This window comes from Paraburkholderia sp. MM6662-R1, from assembly GCF_050436245.1.
Lineage (GTDB): Bacteria > Pseudomonadota > Gammaproteobacteria > Burkholderiales > Burkholderiaceae > Paraburkholderia > Paraburkholderia tuberum.
This window is the reverse complement of sequence record NZ_JBNDLV010000004.1, coordinates 1,889,622-1,911,085: the sequence shown is the minus strand read 5'-3', so window position 1 is coordinate 1,911,085 and position 21,464 is coordinate 1,889,622. Positions and strand designations below refer to the sequence as shown.

18 protein-coding genes and 2 pseudogenes are annotated in these 21,464 nt (G+C 63.6%); 7 read left to right on the top strand and 13 right to left on the bottom strand.

The features are described 5' to 3' along the window. Positions 1–201: 201 nt before the first annotated feature. A complete protein-coding gene (prpR, locus tag OKW39_RS38685; protein WP_429565056.1) occupies positions 202–2,160 on the top strand; it encodes a propionate catabolism operon regulatory protein PrpR in 1,959 nt (652 codons plus the stop codon). A gap of 54 nt (positions 2,161–2,214) precedes the next feature. After that, positions 2,215–2,547, top strand: coding sequence for a hypothetical protein (locus OKW39_RS38680; RefSeq protein ID WP_429565055.1), 333 nt, complete (start codon positions 2,215–2,217; stop codon positions 2,545–2,547). Positions 2,548–2,605: 58 nt separating this feature from the next. On the opposite strand, the gene OKW39_RS38675 is transcribed toward OKW39_RS38680, so the two are convergent. The 3 genes from OKW39_RS38675 to OKW39_RS38665 all read right to left on the bottom strand — a co-directional run bounded on the left by OKW39_RS38675 (position 2,606) and on the right by OKW39_RS38665 (position 4,430). Further along, positions 2,606–2,881 carry a hypothetical protein gene (locus tag OKW39_RS38675; protein WP_090809227.1) on the bottom strand — a complete coding sequence of 92 codons (276 nt, stop codon included), beginning with the start codon at positions 2,879–2,881 and terminating at the stop codon, positions 2,606–2,608. A gap of 355 nt (positions 2,882–3,236) precedes the next feature. Then, positions 3,237–3,587 (bottom strand): hypothetical protein, encoded by a 351-nt coding sequence (locus OKW39_RS38670; RefSeq protein ID WP_221307645.1) that lies wholly within the window; start codon positions 3,585–3,587, stop codon positions 3,237–3,239. Between the two features lie 12 nt (positions 3,588–3,599). Beyond that, the gene (locus tag OKW39_RS38665; RefSeq protein WP_429565054.1) at positions 3,600–4,430 is read right to left on the bottom strand and encodes a hypothetical protein; all 831 of its coding nucleotides are present in this window, start codon (positions 4,428–4,430) and stop codon (positions 3,600–3,602) included. A gap of 177 nt (positions 4,431–4,607) precedes the next feature. Between OKW39_RS38665 and OKW39_RS38660 the strand changes: the two are divergent. The 3 genes and pseudogenes from OKW39_RS38660 to OKW39_RS38650 all read left to right on the top strand — a co-directional run bounded on the left by OKW39_RS38660 (position 4,608) and on the right by OKW39_RS38650 (position 8,266). Beyond that, positions 4,608–5,690: pseudogene (locus OKW39_RS38660) on the top strand (tartrate dehydrogenase). Positions 5,691–6,190: 500 nt separating this feature from the next. Next, positions 6,191–7,549, top strand: a complete 1,359-nt coding sequence (locus OKW39_RS38655; protein WP_090809219.1) for an MFS transporter — start codon at positions 6,191–6,193, stop codon at positions 7,547–7,549. Between the two features lie 384 nt (positions 7,550–7,933). Further along, positions 7,934–8,266 carry a hypothetical protein gene (locus OKW39_RS38650; RefSeq protein WP_429334277.1) on the top strand — a complete coding sequence of 111 codons (333 nt, stop codon included), beginning with the start codon at positions 7,934–7,936 and terminating at the stop codon, positions 8,264–8,266. A 12-nt stretch (positions 8,267–8,278) separates the two neighbouring features. Here the strand turns inward: OKW39_RS38650 and OKW39_RS38645 are convergent. The 6 genes and pseudogenes from OKW39_RS38645 to OKW39_RS38620 all read right to left on the bottom strand — a co-directional run. Next, positions 8,279–8,452 (bottom strand): annotated as a pseudogene (locus OKW39_RS38645) (glycosyl hydrolase 53 family protein); the annotation flags it as partial. 34 nt (positions 8,453–8,486) lie between these two features. Further along, positions 8,487–10,451, bottom strand: a complete 1,965-nt coding sequence (locus tag OKW39_RS38640; protein ID WP_429565053.1) for a beta-galactosidase — start codon at positions 10,449–10,451, stop codon at positions 8,487–8,489. 60 nt (positions 10,452–10,511) lie between these two features. Continuing rightward, positions 10,512–11,363 (bottom strand): carbohydrate ABC transporter permease, encoded by an 852-nt coding sequence (locus tag OKW39_RS38635; protein ID WP_429565052.1) that lies wholly within the window; start codon positions 11,361–11,363, stop codon positions 10,512–10,514. A gap of 27 nt (positions 11,364–11,390) precedes the next feature. Then, positions 11,391–12,296, bottom strand: coding sequence for a carbohydrate ABC transporter permease (locus OKW39_RS38630; RefSeq protein ID WP_090809213.1), 906 nt, complete (start codon positions 12,294–12,296; stop codon positions 11,391–11,393). Positions 12,297–12,386: 90 nt separating this feature from the next. Beyond that, the gene (locus tag OKW39_RS38625; protein ID WP_429565492.1) at positions 12,387–13,586 is read right to left on the bottom strand and encodes an ABC transporter substrate-binding protein; all 1,200 of its coding nucleotides are present in this window, start codon (positions 13,584–13,586) and stop codon (positions 12,387–12,389) included. Between the two features lie 171 nt (positions 13,587–13,757). Then, complete coding sequence (locus tag OKW39_RS38620) at positions 13,758–14,084, bottom strand: ATP-binding cassette domain-containing protein (RefSeq protein WP_429565051.1); 327 nt, start codon at positions 14,082–14,084, stop codon at positions 13,758–13,760. Between the two features lie 205 nt (positions 14,085–14,289). Here OKW39_RS38620 and OKW39_RS38615 point away from each other — a divergent pair, with 205 nt between their 5' ends. Next, a complete protein-coding gene (locus OKW39_RS38615; protein ID WP_090809209.1) occupies positions 14,290–15,306 on the top strand; it encodes a LacI family DNA-binding transcriptional regulator in 1,017 nt (338 codons plus the stop codon). Positions 15,307–15,310: 4 nt separating this feature from the next. Here OKW39_RS38615 and OKW39_RS38610 read toward each other — a convergent pair whose 3' ends face one another. From OKW39_RS38610 to OKW39_RS38600, 3 genes are read right to left on the bottom strand one after another with little or no spacing between them, the layout of a single operon-like run. After that, complete coding sequence (locus tag OKW39_RS38610) at positions 15,311–16,312, bottom strand: 4-hydroxythreonine-4-phosphate dehydrogenase PdxA (RefSeq protein ID WP_429565050.1); 1,002 nt, start codon at positions 16,310–16,312, stop codon at positions 15,311–15,313. Between the two features lie 23 nt (positions 16,313–16,335). Then, a complete protein-coding gene (locus OKW39_RS38605) occupies positions 16,336–17,511 on the bottom strand; it encodes an L-rhamnonate dehydratase (RefSeq protein ID WP_429565049.1) in 1,176 nt (391 codons plus the stop codon). A 31-nt stretch (positions 17,512–17,542) separates the two neighbouring features. Then, positions 17,543–18,883 (bottom strand): MFS transporter, encoded by a 1,341-nt coding sequence (locus OKW39_RS38600; protein ID WP_429565048.1) that lies wholly within the window; start codon positions 18,881–18,883, stop codon positions 17,543–17,545. Between the two features lie 137 nt (positions 18,884–19,020). Here OKW39_RS38600 and OKW39_RS38595 point away from each other — a divergent pair, with 137 nt between their 5' ends. Further along, positions 19,021–19,956, top strand: a complete 936-nt coding sequence (locus OKW39_RS38595) for a LysR family transcriptional regulator (protein WP_429565047.1) — start codon at positions 19,021–19,023, stop codon at positions 19,954–19,956. Here the strand turns inward: OKW39_RS38595 and OKW39_RS38590 are convergent. Then, positions 19,931–21,268 carry an MFS transporter gene (locus OKW39_RS38590; protein WP_429565046.1) on the bottom strand — a complete coding sequence of 446 codons (1,338 nt, stop codon included), beginning with the start codon at positions 21,266–21,268 and terminating at the stop codon, positions 19,931–19,933. The two genes, OKW39_RS38595 and OKW39_RS38590, sit on opposite strands and share 26 nt — an antisense overlap. Positions 21,269–21,464: the final 196 nt, after the last annotated feature.

Below are 21,464 nucleotides of genomic sequence, written 5' to 3'. Positions count from 1 at the left end.
CTTCGACTGGGCTGCCTTGTACGCAAGGAACGGGCCAGCCCGTTCACCACCAGCTAAGTGCCTGATTTGGCGGGAGTCCGGCGAAGCAATGACGCGACCCCGTCCGACGCTCGATTTCATTAATGAAACTCCGGATTTCAAATCGGCAATGAATGCTCGCATAATGGAGGTCCCCAACCATCCCGTTGCGAGCCGTCCGCCTTGAGCACGCCTCTTTATGAACCGCCGCAGCGTCCGCGCGTCTGGGCGCTCAGCATTAGCCGCCTGCGCGATCTGTTCTTCGACATCGCCGGCGAATACGTGGAACGCGCGGATGTTCGCATCGTGTCGCACGCCTTCGAAGACGCGGTGCGCGAAATCGAGGCCGCGGGCGCCGCGCGGCCCGACGTCGTGCTCGCGGGCGGCTCGAACGGCGCGTATCTGAAGACGCGCGTGTCGGTGCCGGTCGTGCGGATCAGTCCGACCGGCTACGACGTCATGCATGCGCTCGCCCGCGCGCGTCGGGAAGGCGCGCGCGTCGCGCTCGTCACGCACGGCGACACGCCCGACGAAGTGCGGCGGTTCGCCGCCGCGTACGCGCTCGATGTCACGTTCGCGTCGTACCAGTCGGCGCAGGACGCGGAGAGCGTCGTGCTCGATCTTAGCGATCGTGGCATCGACGTCGTGGTCGGCCCAGGCATGGTCACCGACCTCGCCGCGAACGCCGGCATGGGCGCGGTGTTTCTGTACTCGCGCGCGTCGGTGCGGGCCGGTTTCGACACCGCGCTCGAAGTCGCGCAGGCGACGCGCCGCGAAACCGTGCGACGCCAGCGGCTCGACACGCTGCTGCAGCACCTGCGCGACGGCGTGGTCGCGCTCGATGCGCAAGGCCGCGTCGAACTGATGAACCAGCGGCTCGCGGGCGTGCTCGGTATCGATGCGGCAAAGGCCGTCGGCCGCGCGCTGCTCGAACTCGCGCCCGACCTCGCGGGCAGTCTGCCGGACGCGGAGGGCGACAGCTTCTGCACGGTGCGCGGCGCCAGCTATGTCGTGCATCGCGGGCCGCTCGCAAGCAGCGGCGCGGCGCCGGGCACCGTGCTGACGTTTCAGGAATCGCGCGCGGTCGAACGGCTCGATCGGACGCTGCGCGCGCGTCAACGCGTGCAGCAGTTCACCGCGCGCTACCGGCTCGACGATATCGTCGGCGCGTCGGAATCGATCGAACGGGTGCGCGCGCTCGTCGTGCGTTATGCGAGGTCGGACGCGACCGTGCTGATTCTCGGCGAAAGCGGCACCGGCAAGGAAATGGTCGCGCAGAGCATGCATCAACTGAGCGCGCGACGCGACTTCGCGTTCGTCGCGATCAATTGCGGCGCGTTTCCGGAGGCGCTGCTCGAAAGCGAACTGTTCGGCTACGAGGAAGGCGCGTTCACCGGCGCGCGCAAGGGCGGCAAGGCGGGGCTGATCGAGGTCGCGCATCGCGGCACGCTGTTTCTCGACGAGATCGGCGAGATGCCGTTGCCGTTGCAAAGCCGCCTGTTGCGCGTGTTGCAGGAGCGCGAGGTGGTGCGGCTCGGATCGACGGAGCCGATGCGCGTCGATATCCGCATCGTCGCGGCGACGCATCGCGCGCTGACCGACGCCGTCACAGAGGGCAGTTTCCGTACCGATCTGTACTACCGGCTCAACATCCTCAGCATCGCGCTACCGCCGCTGCGCGAGCGGCCGAACGACCTGCTGCCGCTCGCCGCCGAACTGTTGCGCCAGGCGGCCGCGCGCGAGCCGAGGCTGGCGGCGCGCGTGCCCGACGCGCAGACCGCCGCTCGCATGCTGGAGGGTTTGGGCGCGGCGTTGCGGCGCTATGCGTGGCCGGGCAATGTGCGCGAGTTGCAGAACGTGATCGAGCGGATCGCGGTTGAACTCGCCGATGGCGATGCGGACACGGATGCGAGTGCGGCGCTCGTCACGCGCGACATGCTGCGCGCGATCGCGCCGGAAGTCGTCGAGCCCGTCGCGCGCGCGAAGCCGGCGGCGCTGACGCTGCGCGAGCGCAGCCGTCATGTCGAGGCTGATGAAATCCGCGCGGTGCTCGCGGTTCACGACGGTGATCGCGATGCGGCTTGCGCCGCGTTGGGCATCAGCAAGACGACGCTGTGGCGCAAGTTGAATGCGGGGCGGTAGAGATGGTTACGGTTTCCCGGCGCGCGCAGGCTGTTGTCATAGAGCGACCTTAGCATGTCCACGTCGGCCGGTTGTTGCGCGCGCTCCGCGCTGGTCGGCTTCGTCTCGGGCGTGCCGGTCATTCACGACCTGGACACGCCCGGTTGCCGCAGCGAGACCAACGCAGCCGGAGCAGTCGTGGCGGCGGTACTCGCAAGGATGGGCGGGCGGCGGGCAGACGTGATCGTCTATCGCGACAGCACTGGGCAGTTCGAGGGGCTGCTGGTGGATGACGACGACAGCTTTGCCGGCTTTCTCCTACTCGGCGGCGCACGTTCGCTAGCGGAAGCGCTCGCGCGACTTCCTGAAGCGCTCGCGGCCCTGCGCGCGCCGGATGCGCAACAGTAGGTTTGATAATTCCCGAATGCCCGTTGCACGCACAGCGCATAAGTGCGCGGGCGGCGGGCTACGTCTGTGAAGGCTTGTCGATCGGCTCTTGCGTAACTGACATGTACTGCTTGATGTCAGGCTGACCGAGCGCAATCACGTTGAGTATTGCGACGCCAAGCCTCCGCGCAAATTCGTCGTCGAGTTTGAAATCGTACTCATCGAGAAGGATCGGCATTTCGATTTTCCCGGCCAGCAACGGGGCAAGCCTGGTTGGGTCAACGGTTTGCACCGTGAGCCGTTGACGGTCCTCTGTATAGGTTAGAACCACGGAATACGGCGGATGAGTAGCCATCAATATCCTCTGCACTGTTGATAGTTCTGGAATGCCTGCGTTTTGCATAGCGCGATGCCACGTGTACCGCCCATTGGGCCAGCAGTGCGTTGCACAGGTCTAGGTCCCGTTCGTACTGCGCGAAGCATTCGGTCTCGTGAAAATCGCTCACTCCGCGCGCCGCAATGTCCTGCACATCGTCACTCACGGCATCTGGCTGATAGTTGAACGCCTGAGCATTGCCGAGGTTCTGCGGCGCGCGCGGGCTGTTGCCATAGAGCGAACTTAACACTGGGTACAGTGTCATTTAGCATCACGGCCACTGCTTCCCGAAAGGCGCCGATTCCCGTAGTCGGAGATTCACGAGTCGAATCGCCTACTCAGCGTCGATGTCGAGCGTCTCAAATTCCACAGCTAGCTCCGCGCCGGCCGTTGCGAGGACTAGCGCTACTTGAGACCCCGGCGTCTTCGAAAACCGCTCGCTTTTAGAGAGCATGGCGCGGGCGAGATCGTAATTCGTGTCCCCCGGCGTGAGGATCTTCATCTCAAAGACGATGTTATTGGACACGCTGAAATGTTCAACGGTGCAGCGACTGGTTCCGCTAAAAGTTGCCGTTGCTCGCTTCCCTTCATCCTCCAACATGACAATAAGTTTATGCTTATCCCGAACCACGAGAGCGTTGATATACCAGTCGTGGAAGTAACCAAATTCCTTGAGTTTGTCCATCAAACAAATCCTTTACCAAGGTAGCAGCGAAAATGCATTTCCCTTATCTCTAACGCCATTTTCCCAATTATGGGAGTGTGGAACGCCAAACCCGTGATCGTGACCGAAATCAATATCGACGGCCGCGTTACCGTCTCCGTCATATAAGCGCCATTGTTTCTTGCCCGATGTGTTTTCGACCCATTGGTTAGGTGACCCTCCTTCTGAGGGAAGCCATGCCGTTTGCATTTCACCGCCCGTGGGAATGTCCTCGCTGTACTCGAACGGCTGAGCTTCGCCTAACGAACCAACACGGGGAGAATACGACGGCGTACCGGCATTCTGCGGCACCCGGGGGCTGTTGCCATAGAGCGAACTTAGCATGTCCGCGTCGGCCGGTTGTTGCGCGCGCGCGGACGCTGTCCGGGACGCCTTTTCCCGCTGCTCCCGTATCGCCTGCACGCACTTGCGCATCTCGTCCCGCTCAGGGACGAAGATCAGGCTACCGTCCTTCACTTCGTTGTAGAGGGCTTTGGCAACCTCATCGTCTTTCATCCTGTACATATGAAAGCGGTTGTCACTCCGGCCGAGCATATCGCGTAACTCGTATGGCTGGTGCGACAGCAGCACGGATGGGCTATGTTGCAGCCACGCCGCGCGCGCTTCCTCCATGCCCTGCACAATGTCATCGTGTGCTTCGCGGGCTGTGCTCGCCGGCAATGCAAAATGGAACCACCGATCCACGTCAAACAACCAGCGAGACCTGATGTGAAGGTTGAACGATCTGTAAAGGCTGACCGAGAAGAGATGTCCGTGCCGCCTTTCACGGACCTCATGGTAAGTACCCAGGGAGAGTGAAGTCATCGTGCCTCACAGTCAATAAAGGAGGCCCGATTGTGCATCAAGGTACCATCCCAAAAAACTCCTGGTTAAGCCTTGCAGGAGGGGCACGCCGCGCCTGGCACGGCATGAACGAATGCACCACGAATAAAATAACCGCCACCACATCCCCAACCCAATTCTTCAAAGGAGAAGCCCAGCATGTCGAACAAATACCGGATTGCCGTCATCCCCGGCGACGGCATCGGCGTCGAGGTAATGCCCGAAGCGCTGCGCGTACTCGAAGTCGCGACGCAACGCTTCGGCATCGAGCTCGAATATCGGCACATCGAATGGGCGAGCTGCGACTACTAAGCGAAGCACGGCAAGATGATGCCGGACGACTGGAAAGCGCAACTGCAATCGGCCGATGCGATCCTGTTCGGCGCGGTCGGCTGGCCCGACACCGTGCCCGATCACATCTCGCTGTGGGGGTCGCTGCTGAAGTTTCGCCGCGAGTTCGACCAGTATGTGAATCTGCGGCCCGCACGGCTCTTTGCGGGCGTTCCCTCGCCGCTCACGGGACGCAAGGCCGGCGACGTCGACTTCTGGATCGTGCGCGAGAACACCGAGGGCGAGTATTCGTCGGTGGGCGGCGTGATGTTCGAAGGCACCGAGCGCGAGTTCGTGCTGCAGGAGTCGGTGTTTACGCGGCATGGCAGCGAGCGCGTGGTGAAGTTCGCGTTCGATCTCGCGCAGCGCCGCGCGCGCAAGAAAATCACCGTCGCAACGAAGAGCAACGGCATCGCGATCAGCATGCCGTGGTGGGACAAATGCGCGGCCGGCATCGCCGCGCAGTATCCGGACGTCACGTGGGACAAGCAGCACATCGACATCCTGTGCGCGCGTTTCGTCCTGAACCCGGACCGTTTCGACGTGGTCGTCGCGACCAATCTGTTCGGCGACATCCTGTCCGATCTCGGCCCCGCGTGCACGGGCACGATCGGCCTCGCGCCGTCGGGCAACGTGAATCCGGACCGCAAATTTCCGTCGCTGTTCGAGCCGGTGCACGGCTCGGCACCCGATATCGCCGGCAAGCACATCGCGAATCCGATCGCGATGATCTGGTCGGCCGCGATGATGCTCGACTTCCTCGGTCATTCGAGCGGCAAGGAGCGCGAAGCGCACGACGCGATCCTGAAGGCGATCGAGGCGACGCTGATCGAGGGTCCGCACACCGGCGACCTCGGCGGCAAGGCAAGCACGAGCGAAGTCGGCGAGGCGATCGCGGCAAAACTCGCCTGATATGAACGGCGCGCCAGGCCCATCAAAGCGCGCTGCGAATGCCTGGCCGCCGATCGTTCGACATGAAGGGATGACGGCGCAACGCCGGATGCGCCGTTATCGACAGTTGCGCCGCTCGTAGAGCGACCATTCGCCCTCGTGCGTCACCAGGGCGACATCGCATTCGCTATCGCCTCGTCCTTTCTGCGGCCCGATTGCAGCGCGCCGCCTCCCACGCATCGGCGGGCACGTCGGCCACTGCGAAGCTCGGGTATTCCCCCGTTGACCGCATCGAATTCATTCCTTACAGTGGCGCGCGTTCGCATAGAGAATCACAGTTCTTTATTCGAACAAATTCCCTCGCCCGGCGCGATTCCGTCAAACCGATCCGTCCGGGATGATTCATTGCCGATGAACGGCCAGTTGGCCCGCCGCAGGCATCGTACGCCGTTGCCAGACGGCGTACAGTCTTAGAGAAGAATAGCTCGTCGTGTCGGGCCTTTCGCTGCCAGGAGACCATCATGAACCGCAGCCCCGCTGTGAACGTTCAAACCTTCATCAACGAGCATCCGTTTTCGCCGTTCCAGTGGCTGATCTTTTTCATGTGCTTCGTCATCGTCCTGCTGGACGGTTTTGACACTGCTGCGATCGGCTTCATCGCGCCTTCACTGATCACCGAATGGGGTATCAGCAAGCCCGCGCTCGCGCCGGTGCTGAGCGCCGCGCTGTTCGGCCTCGCGTGCGGCGCGCTCGGCTCGGGTCCGTTGTCCGACCGCCTCGGGCGTCGCTCGATGCTGGTCGGTTCGGTGCTGCTGTTCGGCGTCGCCTGCCTCGCGTCGGCGTTTTCGACCGGCATCGACCAACTGACCGTGCTGCGCTTCGTCACCGGCGTCGGCCTCGGCGCCGCGATGCCGAACGCGGTCACGATGATGGGCGAGTACTGCCCGGACAACCGCCGCGCCACCGTGATCAACCTGATGTTCTGCGGCTTCCCGCTCGGCGCCGCGTTCGGCGGTTTCCTCGCCGCGTGGATGATTCCGCATCTGGGCTGGCGCAGCGTGCTGATCCTCGGCGGCGTCACGCCGCTGCTGCTGTTGCTGCTGTTGCTCGCGAAGATGCCGGAGTCGGTCCGCTACATGGTCGCGAATAACAAGCCGGCCGAGCGGATTCGCGCCGCTCTCGCGCGCATTTCCGGCGACGCGGTGCAGGCCGTCGGTTTCACGATGACCGAAACCGCGCCGCAAACCGGCGGCAAGGGGCTCGGCGTCGTGCTGTCGCGCTCGTACATCGTCGGTTCGGTGATGCTGTGGGTCGCGTACTTCATGGGCCTCGTGATCTTCTACGCATCGATCAACTGGATGCCGATCCTGCTGAAGGACGCCGGCCTCACGCCGCAACGCGCGACGCTGATCTCCGCGCTGTTCCCGCTCGGCGGCGTCGGCGCGGTACTGGCCGGCGTGCTGATGGACCGCTTCAACGCGAACCGCGTCATTGCGGTGTGCTATGCACTGACCGCCGTCAGCGTGTACTTCATCGGTCAGGCGGCCGGCAACGTCGGCGCGCTCGTGCTGATCGTGTTCATTGCCGGCGTGCTGATGAACACCGCGCAATCGTCGATGCCGGCGCTCGCCGCCGCGTTCTACCCGACCGTGGGCCGCGGCACGGGCGTCGCGTGGATGCTTGGCGTCGGCCGCTTCGGCGGCATTGCGGGTTCGTTCCTCGTAGCCGAGTTGGCGCGCCGCCACTTCTCGTTCGGCGGCATCTTCGCGACGATCGCGGTGGCGGGTCTGCTATCGTGCGTCGCGCTGCTGATCAAGCAGGCGGCACGGCCGCAGGCGGCGGAAGCGGGTGCGTCGAAGACGGAGTCGTTCGGCCATTGAGCCTGCAATGAGATGTGCGCGCCAGCGGACCGGTAACGGTTCGACCGAGTGGTGACCCAGAAGCCGCCCTGCGAATCGCAGGGCGGCTTTTTGTTTCGCTGAACGCCTGGGATCTCTCGCTTACCTGAACGCGAGCAGTTGCTCGACACACAGCAGCACGGCAATCAGAACCATCGCCGCGCCTGAAACCTGGCTAAAGGATCGGCCGCTGCCGCTGTGACGCATCGACGTCACACCCGTTCGCCTGCGGCATTGTGATCCACGGCGGCGAAAAGCGCCCCGGCCTACTTCCCGATACACTACGCAACAATTTTCCGCGCGCGGCCAGGCGCGGCGATCACCGCCGCTGCCGCGCCGCCGCCGTCTCATGTCAGGACTCCGGTAATGAAACGCGTAGTCGTATCCGCGCTCGTCGCGCTGTGCATCGCGCAGCCGGCCGCTCAGGCCGTCGCGCAGACCGTCAGCGATCAATGTTTCGCGCTCGGCGATATCGCCGGCCAGGTCGCGTCGTGGCACGCACACAAAAAGACCAAAGCTCAGGCGCTCGAGCAGGCCGCCCGCTACTACAAAGATCCGTCCGACCGCGCGGCCGTCGACGCGATCATCGAAAAGATCTACAGCCCCGACGCGCCACACATGACGCCCGATCAGGCGAGCATGGCGATCACGTCGGAGTGCGTGAACCAGCACAAGGGGCAGGCATCGCCGGCACAGTGATGCCGGCGTGTCACCCGCGATGCCGCCGCTGTCGATATGCAGCATCACCTTGATGCGCCCGTCGACGGATTTGACCGCGTCGTGCCCGGCCTTCAGCAGCGCCGCGAGGTTATCGAGCTGATCGTACTTGCCGAGCGGCCACAGCACGCCACCGGTGATCTCATTGCCGATCTGCACCCACTCGGTTGACTTCCTGCCGTGACGTGACAACCACACCACGTCACGCGTCTTTCCACGCGCAGACGTCGCCGGTATTCAGGCGCGGCTCGCCGAGCACGAACGTCGCATTGCGCGGTGCTGGCGCCTGCACCGGTTGCGCGCCGAAATTGAATGCGAAGGTCAAGCCGCCGCGGCGGCGCAGCCTCAGTCCATCGGCGAGTACCTGCGTATCGAGGCCCGCATCGCGCGCCGCCTGCCGCAACAGCGTGCGATGCAGTTCATGCGACAGCCAGCCGGCCACATAGCGCACGTTGCCGTGCGTCAGCAGCGCGGGCCAGGCATCGTCGAAGCGCGCGGCAATGCGTGTCTTGCCATTGGCGCGCACATGCTCGCGCCAGTGCAGCGCGTGACCCTCGGTGCCGTCGATCGACAGCGCGGGCGCGAGCGTCGGCCGCAGCGTTTCGACTTCGAGCACCTGGATCGGCAGCGCGCGCTGCAACGCGCCGGGCGGCAGATTGCCGGCAATCGCGAACGCGTCGGTTTTCGAGCCGCTGCGTGGGCCGAACACCCATTGCGCGTTCGAACGCGCGATCTGCTCGACGAGCGCGGCGTCGATCACCGCGAGACTCGGCACCACGACTAGCTGGTAGCGCGAAAGATCTGCCCGGCTCGACACGATATCGACATCGAGCCCGAGTTCGCGCAGCGACTCGTAGTAGTCGAACGCGAGCGTCTGGTAGTCGAAGCCCTTGCCGTGACGCTGGATTTCGAACATCCACTGCGTCTCGTAGTCGAATACCAGCGCGGTGGCCGCGCGCGCGGGCGCGGCGAGCGTCGCCAGCGCCGTACTGCCCGCGATCTCACGCGCGGCCCGTTGCACCTCGAGACCGCCCGGCGACAGTTCGTCGTTCGGCAGATTGAGCCCGGAATGCATCTGCTCCTGCGCATACGGGCACTGACGCCAACGGAAATACGACACCAGCTCCGCGCCATGCGCGAACGCCTCGTACGCCCATAGCCGCACCATGCCCGGCGCCGGAATCGGATTGCACGACGCCCAGTTCACCGGACCGGCCTGCTGCTCCATCACCCAGAAGCGCCCGCCGCCAATGCCCCGGTAGCGGTCGTGATCGAACGCGGACACGTCGGGATGTCCGGTACGCGCGAAGCGCGCCTTCTGCTCCTCCGGCAACGCGATCGACTCAGTGCGCGCAACCGGATAGCTGTCCCATGCGGCGACGTCGATCGCGTTGTCGGCGGCGAAGCGATAGTGATCGAAGGTCGTGAAAAAGCCCATGAAGTTGTGCAGCAGATCCGCGTTCGGCGCATGCTCGCGCAACACCTCGATCTGCTCGCGATGGAAGCTCGCCACCTCGTCGGACATGAAGCGGCGAAAGTCGAGCAGATGGATCGGATTGGCGTCGGTGGGTGTCAGCGTCGGCAGCCCGATCGCGTCGAACGACGGGTACTCCATGCTCCAGAACACGTTGCCCCACGCGTCGTTCAACGCGCCGATCGTTGCGTAGCGCTGCTGCAGCCACGCGTGAAAGCGCTGCAACGCCGCGGCCGAATAGCTCGGCACCGTGTCGTGGCAGCCGAGTTCGTTATCGGTCTGCCATGCGACGATCGACCGATGCCGGCCATAGCGCTTCGCCATCGCGGTGACGATGCGCACGCATTCGCGCCGGTATGTGTCGCTCGAAATATCGTAGTGACGCCGCGAGCCGAAACGCCAGCGCGCGCCGTCCGCGCGCACCGGCAACACGTCCGGATGCGCGTCGACGAGCCACTTCGGCGGCGACGCGCTCGGCGTGCCGAGCACGAGTTTCAAGCCCGCTTTCGCGAGCGTTTCGACCGCTTCGTCGAGCCATTGCCAGTCAAATTCGCCGGCGCGCGGCTCCATACGGCTCCACGCGAATTCAGCGATCCGCACATGCGTGATGCCGAGTTCGACCATACGTTGCGCGTCGTCAGCCCACATCGCGCGCGGCCATTGTTCCGGGTAGTAGCAGACACCAAGTTGCATGTGAAAGTCTCGTGGTGAGTTGACGTCGAGCCGTCGTTTCAATCGTGTTTCAGGCGCCGTTTATCCCTTGCTCGCCCCGAAGGTCAGTCCGGCGACGAAGTGCCTTTGCATGCCGAAGAACATCAGCACCGAAGGCAACGCGGCCAGCACCGAGCCCGCCGCGACGAGGTTCCACGCGGTCGTCCACTGCCCTTTCAGCGCGGCGACGCCCACCGTGATCGGCGCGGCGTCGTCGCCTTGCGTGAGGCACAGCGCCCAGAAGTAGTCGTTCCACACGAACGTGAACACGAGGATCGCGAGCGCGGCGAGCGCGGGGCGGATCAGCGGCAGCACGATGCGCAGATAGATCGTCCACTCGCCCGCGCCTTCGACGCGCGCGGCCTCGATCATCTCGAACGGCAGTTGCTTGATGAAGTTGCGCAGAAACAAGGTGCAGAAGCCGGTCTGAAACGACACATGAAAGATCACCAGCGCCCACACGGTGTTGAACAGGCCGAACTTCAGCGCCATGTCGCGCACTGGAATCATCAGGATCTGGATCGGCACGAAATTGCCGGCGACGAACGCCAACAGCACGGCCGTGTTGCCCGGAAAGCGATACGTCGCCAACGCGAAGCCCGCCATCGACGCGAGCACGATCGCGCCGATCACCGACGGCACCGTGATCAGCACGCTATTGGCGAAGTAATGCAGCATCGGCGTTTGCGTGAGCGCGGTGCCATAGTTCTCGAGCAACGCGAAGTGTTTCGGCCACGTCCAGTAGTCGCCTTGCGACAACTCATCCGTCGAGCGGATCGAGGTCAGCAGCACGGCGAGCATCGGCAGCAGCCAGATAAACAGCGCCAGCGGCAGCGAGGCCTTGTAAAGCATGCGATTCAGCGGTTTCCAGCGTTCGACGGGAAGCGGATACATGAGCGGGTACTCCTGAGGTTCAGAGAATCAGCGTTCCTCGCGCAACATGCGGCGCAGATGGAACACGATATAGACGAGCATGATCGCGAACAGCACGACCGCAATCGCGGCGGAATAGCCTTCGCGGTAGTACTTGATCGCCTGGTCGTACATGAAATAGGCGAGCACGGTGGAACTGTCGAACGGACCGCCGCCACTCATCACCGCGATCAGATCGAAGCTGCGCAGTGCGCCGATCACGGTCAGCACCACCGCCATGAAGGTGGCGGGCCGCAATTGCGGGAGGATCACGTGCCATAGCAGTCGCAGCCCTTGCGCGCCTTCCATGCGCGCGGCCTCGACCACCTCGGGATTGATGCCGGTGAGCCCGGTCAGATACAGGATCATGCAGAACGGCGCCTGCGGCCACAGCGCGGCGAAGATGATGCCGAACGTGACCGTATGCGGATCGCCGAGCACCGGAATGCCACGGCCGACGATCAGCCGCAGCAGCCCGAACGTCGGATCGTAGAACCAACTGAATACGAGGCCGACCACGACGCCCGACAGCACGAACGGCGCGAAAAACAGCGACTTCACGACGCGCATGCCGCGCACCTGCTGGTTCAGATACAGCGCGAACAGCAGACCGAGAGGTGGCGCGAGTAGAAACAGCGCGAGCCAGATCAGGTTGTTCTTCAGCGCCGTATAGAACGTATCGGACTGAAACAGCTCGACGTAATTGGCGAGACCGGCGAAGGTCTTCGGCGTCATGCCGTCCCAGTGGTAGAAGCTCAGCGAAATGCTGCTGATGATCGGATAGATCACGCACAGCGCGAACAACGCGCAGCCCGGCAGCAGAAAGAAAAACGCGGCGCGATGCTGATGACGGCGCGTCGTCGAGACGCGACGGTGCCGCGCCGCGGGCAGGCGGCGCGCTGCTGTATGTGACATGGAACGGCCTCGTCGGAAATCGAAGGCGGAATTGGGACCCGCAAGGGGACCCGCAAGCCGGCCGCGCTCAGGCGGCCGGCGCGGCGGGACTTACTTCTGGTAGATGCGCTTGCGCGTCGCTTCGAGATGAGCGAGCACGCTGTCGAGTTGCGACGGATCGCTGTAGAACTGCTGCATGGCCTTCATGCCTTCGTCGGCCATTTCCTTCTGCATATCGCGATCGTAGAACTGCGCGATGCCGCCCTTCGTGTTCGCGAGCGTCTGGAAGCCGACCTTCGAGATCGCGTCCTCAGGCGCCGCCGCCTGGCTGTTCGACGGCAACTGTCCCCAGCCCTTCGCGAGTTCGGCGTTGATCTTCGGCGTCTCCATGAACGCGAGCAGCTTGCGCGCGTCGGCCTTGTTCTTCGCCTTCGCCGGAATCAGCAGCACGTTGACGGGGCCGTCCTCGGCCATCGGCACGTTCGCGTCGAGCACCGGAAAGCGGAAGAAGCCGATCTGGTCCTTGATCGACGGCGGGAAGCTCGCCGAGAAGAACGTGCCCATCAGCATCATCGCGGCTTTGCCGTTGTTGAGGATCGGGCCGATCGAATCGACGTCGTACGACAGCGCATTGTCGATAAAGTCGTGATTGTCGAGCAGCGTCTTCCACGTCGTGTAGACCTTCTTCACGCGCGGATCGGTGTACGGAATTTCGCCGGCCATCAGCTTCTGATGGAACTCGTTGCCGTTGATGCGCAGATCGAGATAGTCGAACCAGGCGGCCAGCGTCCAGCTGTCGCGTGCGGCCACCGCGATCGGCGCGACGCCGATCGCCTTCAGCTTCTTGTTGGCTTCGAGCAGTTCGTCCCACGTTTTCGGCTCGCTCCTGATGCCGGCCTTCTCGAACAGATCCTTGCGATAGAAGAAGCCGTACGCGTCATAGCCGAGCGGTGCCGCATACTGCTTGCCCTTGTAAGTCGACGCGTCCTTGACCGACGCATACTGCTGCGACCAGCCGTTCTTCGCCCAGTCCGAGCTCAGATCTTCGAGCAGACCACGTTGCGCGTAATAAGCCATCCGCTCGCCGTCGTGCCACGAGACGACGTCGGGTGGATCGGTGGCGAGCCAACCGCCCATCTGCACCTTGTAGGCTTCCTCGGTCACGTAGGTGATTTTCAGGTCGATGTCGGGATTGGCTTTCTTGAACTGGTCGAACGCATCCTGCCAGGTCGAGCGCTGATTACCGCGCGCCGATACGTTGACGTTCAGCGTGGCCGCGTCGACCGCGGCGCTGCCGAGCGCGCCGGCCATCACGGCGGCGGCGATCGACACCTGTGCGAAACGGCGAAGGCGAAGAGCAATCATCTATGTCTCCTTGTCTACCTTGTTGACCGGCTACGCAGCGTGGCCGGCGATGTAACCCGCTCTATGGCGGAATTCAGTCTGACGAACCGTTGAAGCAGGTCCGCCGTCGACGATCGTTCAGGCGGCCGCGCGTTCCGGCTCGAACGTGCTACGCCGCAGCGCGAGTCCCTGTTCGTCGAACAGATGACAGGCAGCGGGCGGAACATGGACGCGGACGCGCTCGGCGGCCGGCACGTCGTTGACGAGGCGGCCGCCGATACGCAGCTCGCCTTCGCTGAGGTCTTCGAGACCGGCGATCATCCGTAATAAGGTCGACTTGCCGCAGCCCGAGGGGCCGAGAAACACGCAGAATTCATGCTGCGCGATCTCGAGATTCACGCGCCGGATCACCGGCGGATGGTCGCCGTAGGCCTTTTGCACATCGCTCAAACGAATCGTCGCCATGCTGTCTCCGCCTCGATTTAACCCGCTTAAATTTTGGCCGAAATAAAACGCCCTAGCCTTGTGCCGACTGCATTTAATCGCTTAAATTCGAGTTCGACGGATAAAGTCATGGTGGGTGTCTCCGTTACATTTTCGAGAAAGTTAGCAATGTCGCAGGCCGTTTGCAACATTTGAATTGACCTCCCTAAATATGGGATAACCCGACATGGTCACGTTGTCCGAAGTCGCGAAACGCGCGCAGGTTACCGCCGCCACGGTCTCCAACGTGCTGCGCAATCGCGAGAAAGTCCGCCCTGAAACGGCTGAGCGCGTGCTGCAGGCGATCGCCGAACTCGGCTACCGGCCGAACCTGAATGCGCGCGCGCTCGCCGAAGGCCGTTCGTCGACGCTCGCGCTCATGCTGTCGAACATCTCGAACCCGTTTTACCCGGAGTTCGTGCTCGCCGCCGAGCGCGCGGCGCGCAAGACCGGCCACTTCCTGATGGTCTGCAATACCGACGACGATGCCGAAATCGGCCGCGCATATCTGAACCAGATCGCCGGCACGCTCGCCGACGGCGTGCTCGTGATGAACACGGACATCACGATCAACGACCTGTGCGCGTCTGCGACGCATAGCGCGCCGATTCTGCTCGCCATGTGGGAGCACCCCGAGTCGCCGCCCGAGCTACCGTGCATCGCAGTCGACTTCGCGCGTGCCGGCGAGCTGGCCGCGGGGCATCTGCTAGGACTCGGCCATCGCGAGATCGGCTTGCTGATCGGCGACGGCTGCGGCGGTTTGCAGGACGCGCGCTCGAACGGCTTTCGCGCCGCGATGCGCATGGCCGGCATCGAAGCCGATGCGGCCGCCGTGCTGCAGATTCGCGACTCGATCGACGCCGGCTTCGCCGCCTGCATGGAACTGATGGCGAACCGCCCGCAACTGAGCGCGATCTTCGCGACCAACGACCTGCTCGCGATCGGCGCGATCCAGGCGTTGATCACGCTCGGCCGCTCAGTGCCCGACGACGTGTCGGTGATCGGCATCACCGACATTCAGCTCGCGCATCAGGTGCATCCGGCGCTGACCACGGTCGCGATTCAAACCGCGGCCGTCGCGGAGTTGTCGATCAAGAGCCTGATCCGTTTGATCCAGACGCCGGAGCGGCAGCCGTCGATGGTGCTCGGGCCACCGCCCGAGCTCGTGGTGCGCGCCTCGACCGGGCCGCGCAGGAAACGCTGACGCGTTAGTTCACGCGCTCGGTCGCCATCCGCGTGACGATGTCGAACGCCTTCTGCGTCGCGCCGACGTCGGCCTTGCCCTGGCCGTGGATGTCGAACGCGGTGCCGTGCGCGGGCGTCGCGACCGGAATCGGCAAGCCGCCGTGCACGGTCACGCCGCGCCAGAAACCCATCAGCTTCATCGCGATCTGGCCTTGATCGTGGTACATCGTGACGACGCCGTCGAAGGCCTTCTGATCGCGCGCGCGCACGAAGATCGTGTCGGCGGGAAACGGTCCCTGCGCGTCGTAGCCGAGCTTGCGCGCGGCCTCGACGGCCGGCGCGATCACGTCGATCTCCTCGCGGCCGAACGCGCCGTTGTCGCCGTTGTGCGGATTGAAACCGCATACCGCGATACGCGGCTGCGGATGGCCGGCTCGCTTCAGGCCTTCGTGAATCAGCCGCACCGCGCCGACGATGCGCTCCTCCGACAGCTTCGCGCTGACGTCCTTCAACGCCATATGCGAGGTCACGCGCGAAGTCCATAGCTCGTCGAGCACGTTGAACTCGCAGAAGCTGCCCGTGTAGCCGAGCTGCTTCGCGAACCACTCCATCTCGTCGCCGGTTTCCATGCCGGCCAGATGCAGCGAGGTCTTGTTGACCGGCGCGAACAGCATGCCTTGGGTGACGTTGCTTTGCGTCAGCGCGAGCGCGTGCCTGAACGCGGCGAGACTATAGCGGCCGCCGTGTTCGGTCGCCACCGCACGCTCGAAAGCTTGATCGCCGGGCAGACGGAAATCTATCAGCGACGGCACGCCCTCGCGTTGAAACGCGGCATGCGCATCTTCGACCACGTCGTAATCGAAGCGCTGCTGCGCGATCTTCATGCCGGTTTCGAGCTCGCGCCGGTCGCCGATGATCAGCAGCTCCGCGCGCGCGCGGTTCGCCCGCTGCGCGAACAGGCGCGCGATCAGCTCGGGACCGATACCGGCGGGGTCGCCAAGAAGGACTGCGATGCGTGGCTTCATGTGCTTTCCTCGGATCGGTCCACTCATTCGACGATGTTGAAGTCGGCAAGATACTTGTCGCTCAACTTGATGCCAAGACCCGGCACGTCGTCCGACAGTTGCAGATAGCCATTTTCCGGCTGCGGCTCGCCTTCGAAGATGTAGTAGAACAATTCGTTGCCAACTTCGACATCGAACACCGGGAAGAACTCCGACATCGGGCTCGCGGTGCTCGACATCGTCAGATGATAGTTGTGCATCTGTCCCGCATGCGGAATCACCGGCACCGACCACGCTTCGGCCATCGCGTTGATCTTGCGCGCCGCCGTGATCCCGCCCACGCGATTCGTGTCGTACTGGATCACGTCGATCGCGCGGCGTTCGAGCAGATCCTTGAAGCCATAGCTCGTGAACTCATGCTCGCCGCCCGACACCGGCATCAGGTTCATCTTCTTCAACTCCTGATAGCCTTCGATGTCGTCGCCGATCACCGGCTCCTCGATCCAGCGTGGATTGAATTCGGCGAGGCGCGGCAGCATTCTGCGCGCGTATTCGAGCGTCCAGCCCATATAGCATTCGAGCATGATGTCGACTTCGTCGCCGACCAGTTCACGCAACAGACGCACCTGTTCGATGTTCTTCGCCATGCCTTTCGGGCCGTCTTTCGGACCGTAGCCGAAGCGCATCTTCATCGCGGTGAAGCCGCTGTCCAGATAGCTTTCCGCTTCGCCGAGGAAAGCGTCGCGATCATCGTTGTTGTAAAGCTTCGATGCATAGCACCAGATCTTTTCTTTCGTGCGCCCGCCGAGCAGCTTGAACACCGGCTTTTTCACGGCCTTGCCCATGATGTCCCACAGCGCGATATCGATCGCGGAGATCGCCGCCATGCCGATGCCTTTGCGGCCCCACGCGAGCGTGCGGCGATACATCTTCTGCCAGATGTATTCGTTGTCGAACGGGTCTTCGCCGATCGCGATCGGCGCGAGGTATTCGTCGATGATCTGCTTCGCGATGCGCGGCGCGAGCGCGCAATTGCCGATGCCCACGGTGCCGTCGTCGCATTCGACTTCGACGACGAGCCAGCCGTGAAAGCGGAACGACCCCATCGCATCGCCACGCTCGTACAGAATATCGACCGCGTTCGTGCAGAAATGCGCTTGCGGCGGCACGACTTTGCCTTTCCACTCGAAAACACGCGTTCGGATATGCTTGATTTTCATGTTCGACGATTTCCTTCAGAGAATCAGAGAGTCAGTGGCCCGGGCGTTCGCCGAGCGGGCCGCTGCGATGAGAGACGGAATGGGAGGCGGCAGGGGCGAAGCGGAACGTCAGCAGCAGCAATGCGCCGATCAGTCCGACCACCGCGAGCGAGAACATACCCGCCTGCGAAGAGCCGATCGCGCGCTCGGCCAACCCCTTCAGATTCGGCGCGACGAAGCCGCCCAGATTGCCGATCGAATTGATCAACGCGATGCCGCCCGCGGCCGCGGCGCCGCCCAGGTAACCGGTGGGCAGCGTCCAGAACAATGGCTGCACGCAGACGAAACCGATGGCGGCGAAACAGAAGGCGGCAATCGCAAGCGTGACCGACGACGTCATCGCCGACGCGGCAATGCCGAACGCCGCGAGCGCGAGCATCGCCGCGGCCCAGATACGGTGATGACCGTGGCGATCGGCGTAGCGCGTCACCCAGAACGTGCCGATGATCGCGGCGATCCACGGAATCGCTGTCAGCATTCCGACCTCGACGCCGACATGGCCGCCGCTTGCGAGCAAGGCGATGCGGGTTGGCAGATAGAACACGACGCCATACACGCTCATCTGCACCGCGAAGTAGATCAGGCCGCAGAACAGTACGCGCGAATCGCGCAGCGCCGCGAGCACCGAAGCCGGACCATGCGCGAGCTTCTGGCGGTCTTCCTGGCGCAACGCGTGATCAAGCGCGTCACGCTCTTCGGCATCGAGCCAGTGCGCCTGCACGGGCCAGTCGGTCAGATAGAAGTAAGCGACGACACCCACCACCGACGCCGCCAGCCCTTCGACCACAAACAGCAATTGCCACGGATGCATGCCGAACGGATTGCCCGCATCGAGCAGCAGACCCGAGATCGGGCTGCCGAGCAGGAGCGCGAGCGGGAAGCCGAAATAGAACATGCCCATCGTCTGCGAGCGCGTTTTCGCGGGAAACCAGTTCGACAGGAACAGGATGATGCCGGGAAAGAAACCGGCTTCGGCGATGCCGAGCAGCGTGCGCAGCACATAGAAGCTCGTGGCGCTGTCGACGAAGGCGGTGCACGCGGACACGATGCCCCACGTGACCATGATGCGGCTCATCCAGATGCGCGCGCCGAAGCGGTACATCAGCAGGTTGCTCGGTACTTCGAACACCGCATAGCCGACGAAGAAAATGCCGGCGCCGAACGCGAACGCCGCGTCGCTCAAGCCCGTGTCGGCCTGCAGCACGTTCTTCGCGAAGCCGACGTTCGCGCGGTCGATGAACGCCAGTACGTACATCAGGATCAGAAAAGGCAGCAGCCTCGTGCGCGCTTTGGTAATCGCGCTGTCGAGCGCGGGGCACGCGGTCATCGTCATGCGTCGTCTCCGGTTTTGTCTTGTCAACGCGAACGGCGTTGCGATTGGCCGTCCTGCGATAACCGCTAGTGTGCGAAACTATCCGATAACTGACCACTGAATAATTCGAATCGGCCGATTCGCTAAAGTTATCGCTCATGATCCCGCCCGCCTCCACCATTCGCAAACGCTTGCGCCTGCGTCATCTGCAACTGATGGTCGCGCTGTCGGAAACGGAATCGCTGCGGCGTGCCGCCGACGATCTCGCGATGACCCAGCCCGCCGCGACCAAGGCCTTGCAGGAACTCGAAGACACGCTCGGCGTATCGCTGTTCGTGCGCCATGCGCGCGGCATGGAGCCGACGATCTTCGGCGAGGCCGTGATGCGCTATGCGCGCGTCGTGTTCCAGGATCTCGACGAGCTGCGCGAGCAGTTGGCCGGCATCGAGGCCGGCGACATCGGCAAGGTGCGCATCGGCGCGGTGATGGCGCCGTCGCCCGAATTGCTGACGCACACGATCGTCAAGCTGAAGGAAGCGCACCCGCGCCTGCAGATGGCGGTCACGATCGACACCAGCGACGTACTCGTGCAGTCGCTGCAACAGGATCAGCTCGATATCGTGATTGGCCGGATTCCCGATGGCTTTCCGGCGCTCGATCTGAGCTTCGAGACGTTGGCGGAAGAGGCGCTGTCGATCGTCGTGCGGCCCGATCATCCGGCCGCGAAAACAGGCAAACAAACGGGCACGCGGCCGAAGCTCGCGGACCTCGCGCGTTATCCGTGGATCATCCAGCCGCATCCGAGCCCGATGCGCCAGGTCATCGATCAAACGTTTCGCGAGTCGCGCGTTGCGCCGCCGGTCAGCACGGTCGAGACGTCGTCGATTCTGACCACGCTGTCGTTGCTGCGCGACTCGGACATGCTCGCCGTGCTGCCGAGTTCGGTCGCGCAGTACTACGTCGCGCTCGATGCTATCGCCGCGATCGCGACGCCGCTACGCGGCCGGCTCGCACCGTATGGGCTGATTCTGCGCAGAAACCGGCGCATCACGCCGGCGATGCAACTGGTCATCGATTCGATTCGCGCGGCGTGAGGTTTTCTGCGAAGCGCAATTCGCCGCCCGCATTGATGTCCGCGAGATCCGGGTGAGCGCGAGCCGCGTCGAGCGGAATATCCGGCCGCATGAAGAAGGTCGCGACGATGCCGAGCGCGAGCAGTCCGAGCGAGCCCGCGAACGGCAGCGTCCAGCTACCCGTGCGGTCCACGATCAGGCCGAACACGATCGGCGTGAAAATCCCCGCAACCGCCGAGCCCGCATTCACGAGCCCGCTCGCGACACCGACGTGCTGCGGGCAGATGTCCATCGGCACGGCCCAGATCGGCCCGATCGTCATTTCGAGGAAGAAGAACGACAGGCTCATGCACGCTGCCATGACCGGCAGCGACTTCACGACCATCACCGGCGCGAGGAACACCAAAGCGCCGAGAAACGCGCAGATGATCACGTTGCGGCGCGCCGCGACGACGTTGCGCGTACGCTTCAACACGCGGTCGCTGAGCACGCCGCCCGCGGTATTGCCGACCACGCCGGACAGAAACACGCCCGCGGAGAACATCGCCGAGCTTTTCAGATCGAGGCCGCGACCGTGCATGAAGAACGTGGGCAGCCAGGTGAAGAACAGCCAGCCGGTCCAGCCGTAGCAGAAGTAGACGAGCATCGTTGGTGCGATGCGTTTGAGCAGACGCCACCACGGCGTGGGCTCGCGCGTCGCTTCGACCGCGGATTGACGGACCGGCGGCAATTGCGCTTCCTGCTCCGCGGTCATATGGCGATGCTTGCGCGGATCGTCGGTGAAATACCATGCGTAGACCACGACCCACACGAAGGTCAGCGCGCCGACCGCGAGAAACGACACCCGCCACGACGAATACGCGACCAGCAGCGCGATCAGCGGCGGCGTGATCGCATTGCCGAGCCGCGAGAACGAATGCGTGAGGCCTTGCACGAAGCCGCGCCGGTTCGACGGAAACCAGTTGGTCAGCGCCCGCGCCTGCGCGGGCAGCGCCGCGCCTTCGCCTATGCCGAGCAAAAGCCGCGCGCCGAACAGCGACGCGAGCCCGCCCGCGAGACCGGTCGCGACCGTCGCGACGATCCAGATGCTTGCGCAGGTCACGAGCGTGAGCTTCGCGCCGAAGCGGTCGCTGACCCAGCCGCCGATCACCTGGCACAGCGCGTACGTGTATGCGAACGCGGCGAACACGAGGCCGACGTTGGTATTGCTCAGATGCAGATCGTCGCGGATCAGCCCGGCCGCCGCCGACAGGTTGACGCGATCGAGATACAAGATGAACGACATCGCGCACATGAGTGCGAGAACCGCCCGGCTGACCTTGGGTCGCAGCATCGTCTCCTCCGGATTGTCGCGTGAGCCCGCGCCGATGCTCCGACGTTGGCGTCCGCTATGGCCTGTTTTGTGCGCACATTATCAGAAGCCGGGTGATAGTTGACCAATGAATTGTTTGGATACAGCGATCACTGGGGGTTATCGCTTTCATCCTTCGCCCATAGCCGAGCGTTGACTGTCAGGTGTTGCTTGGTGG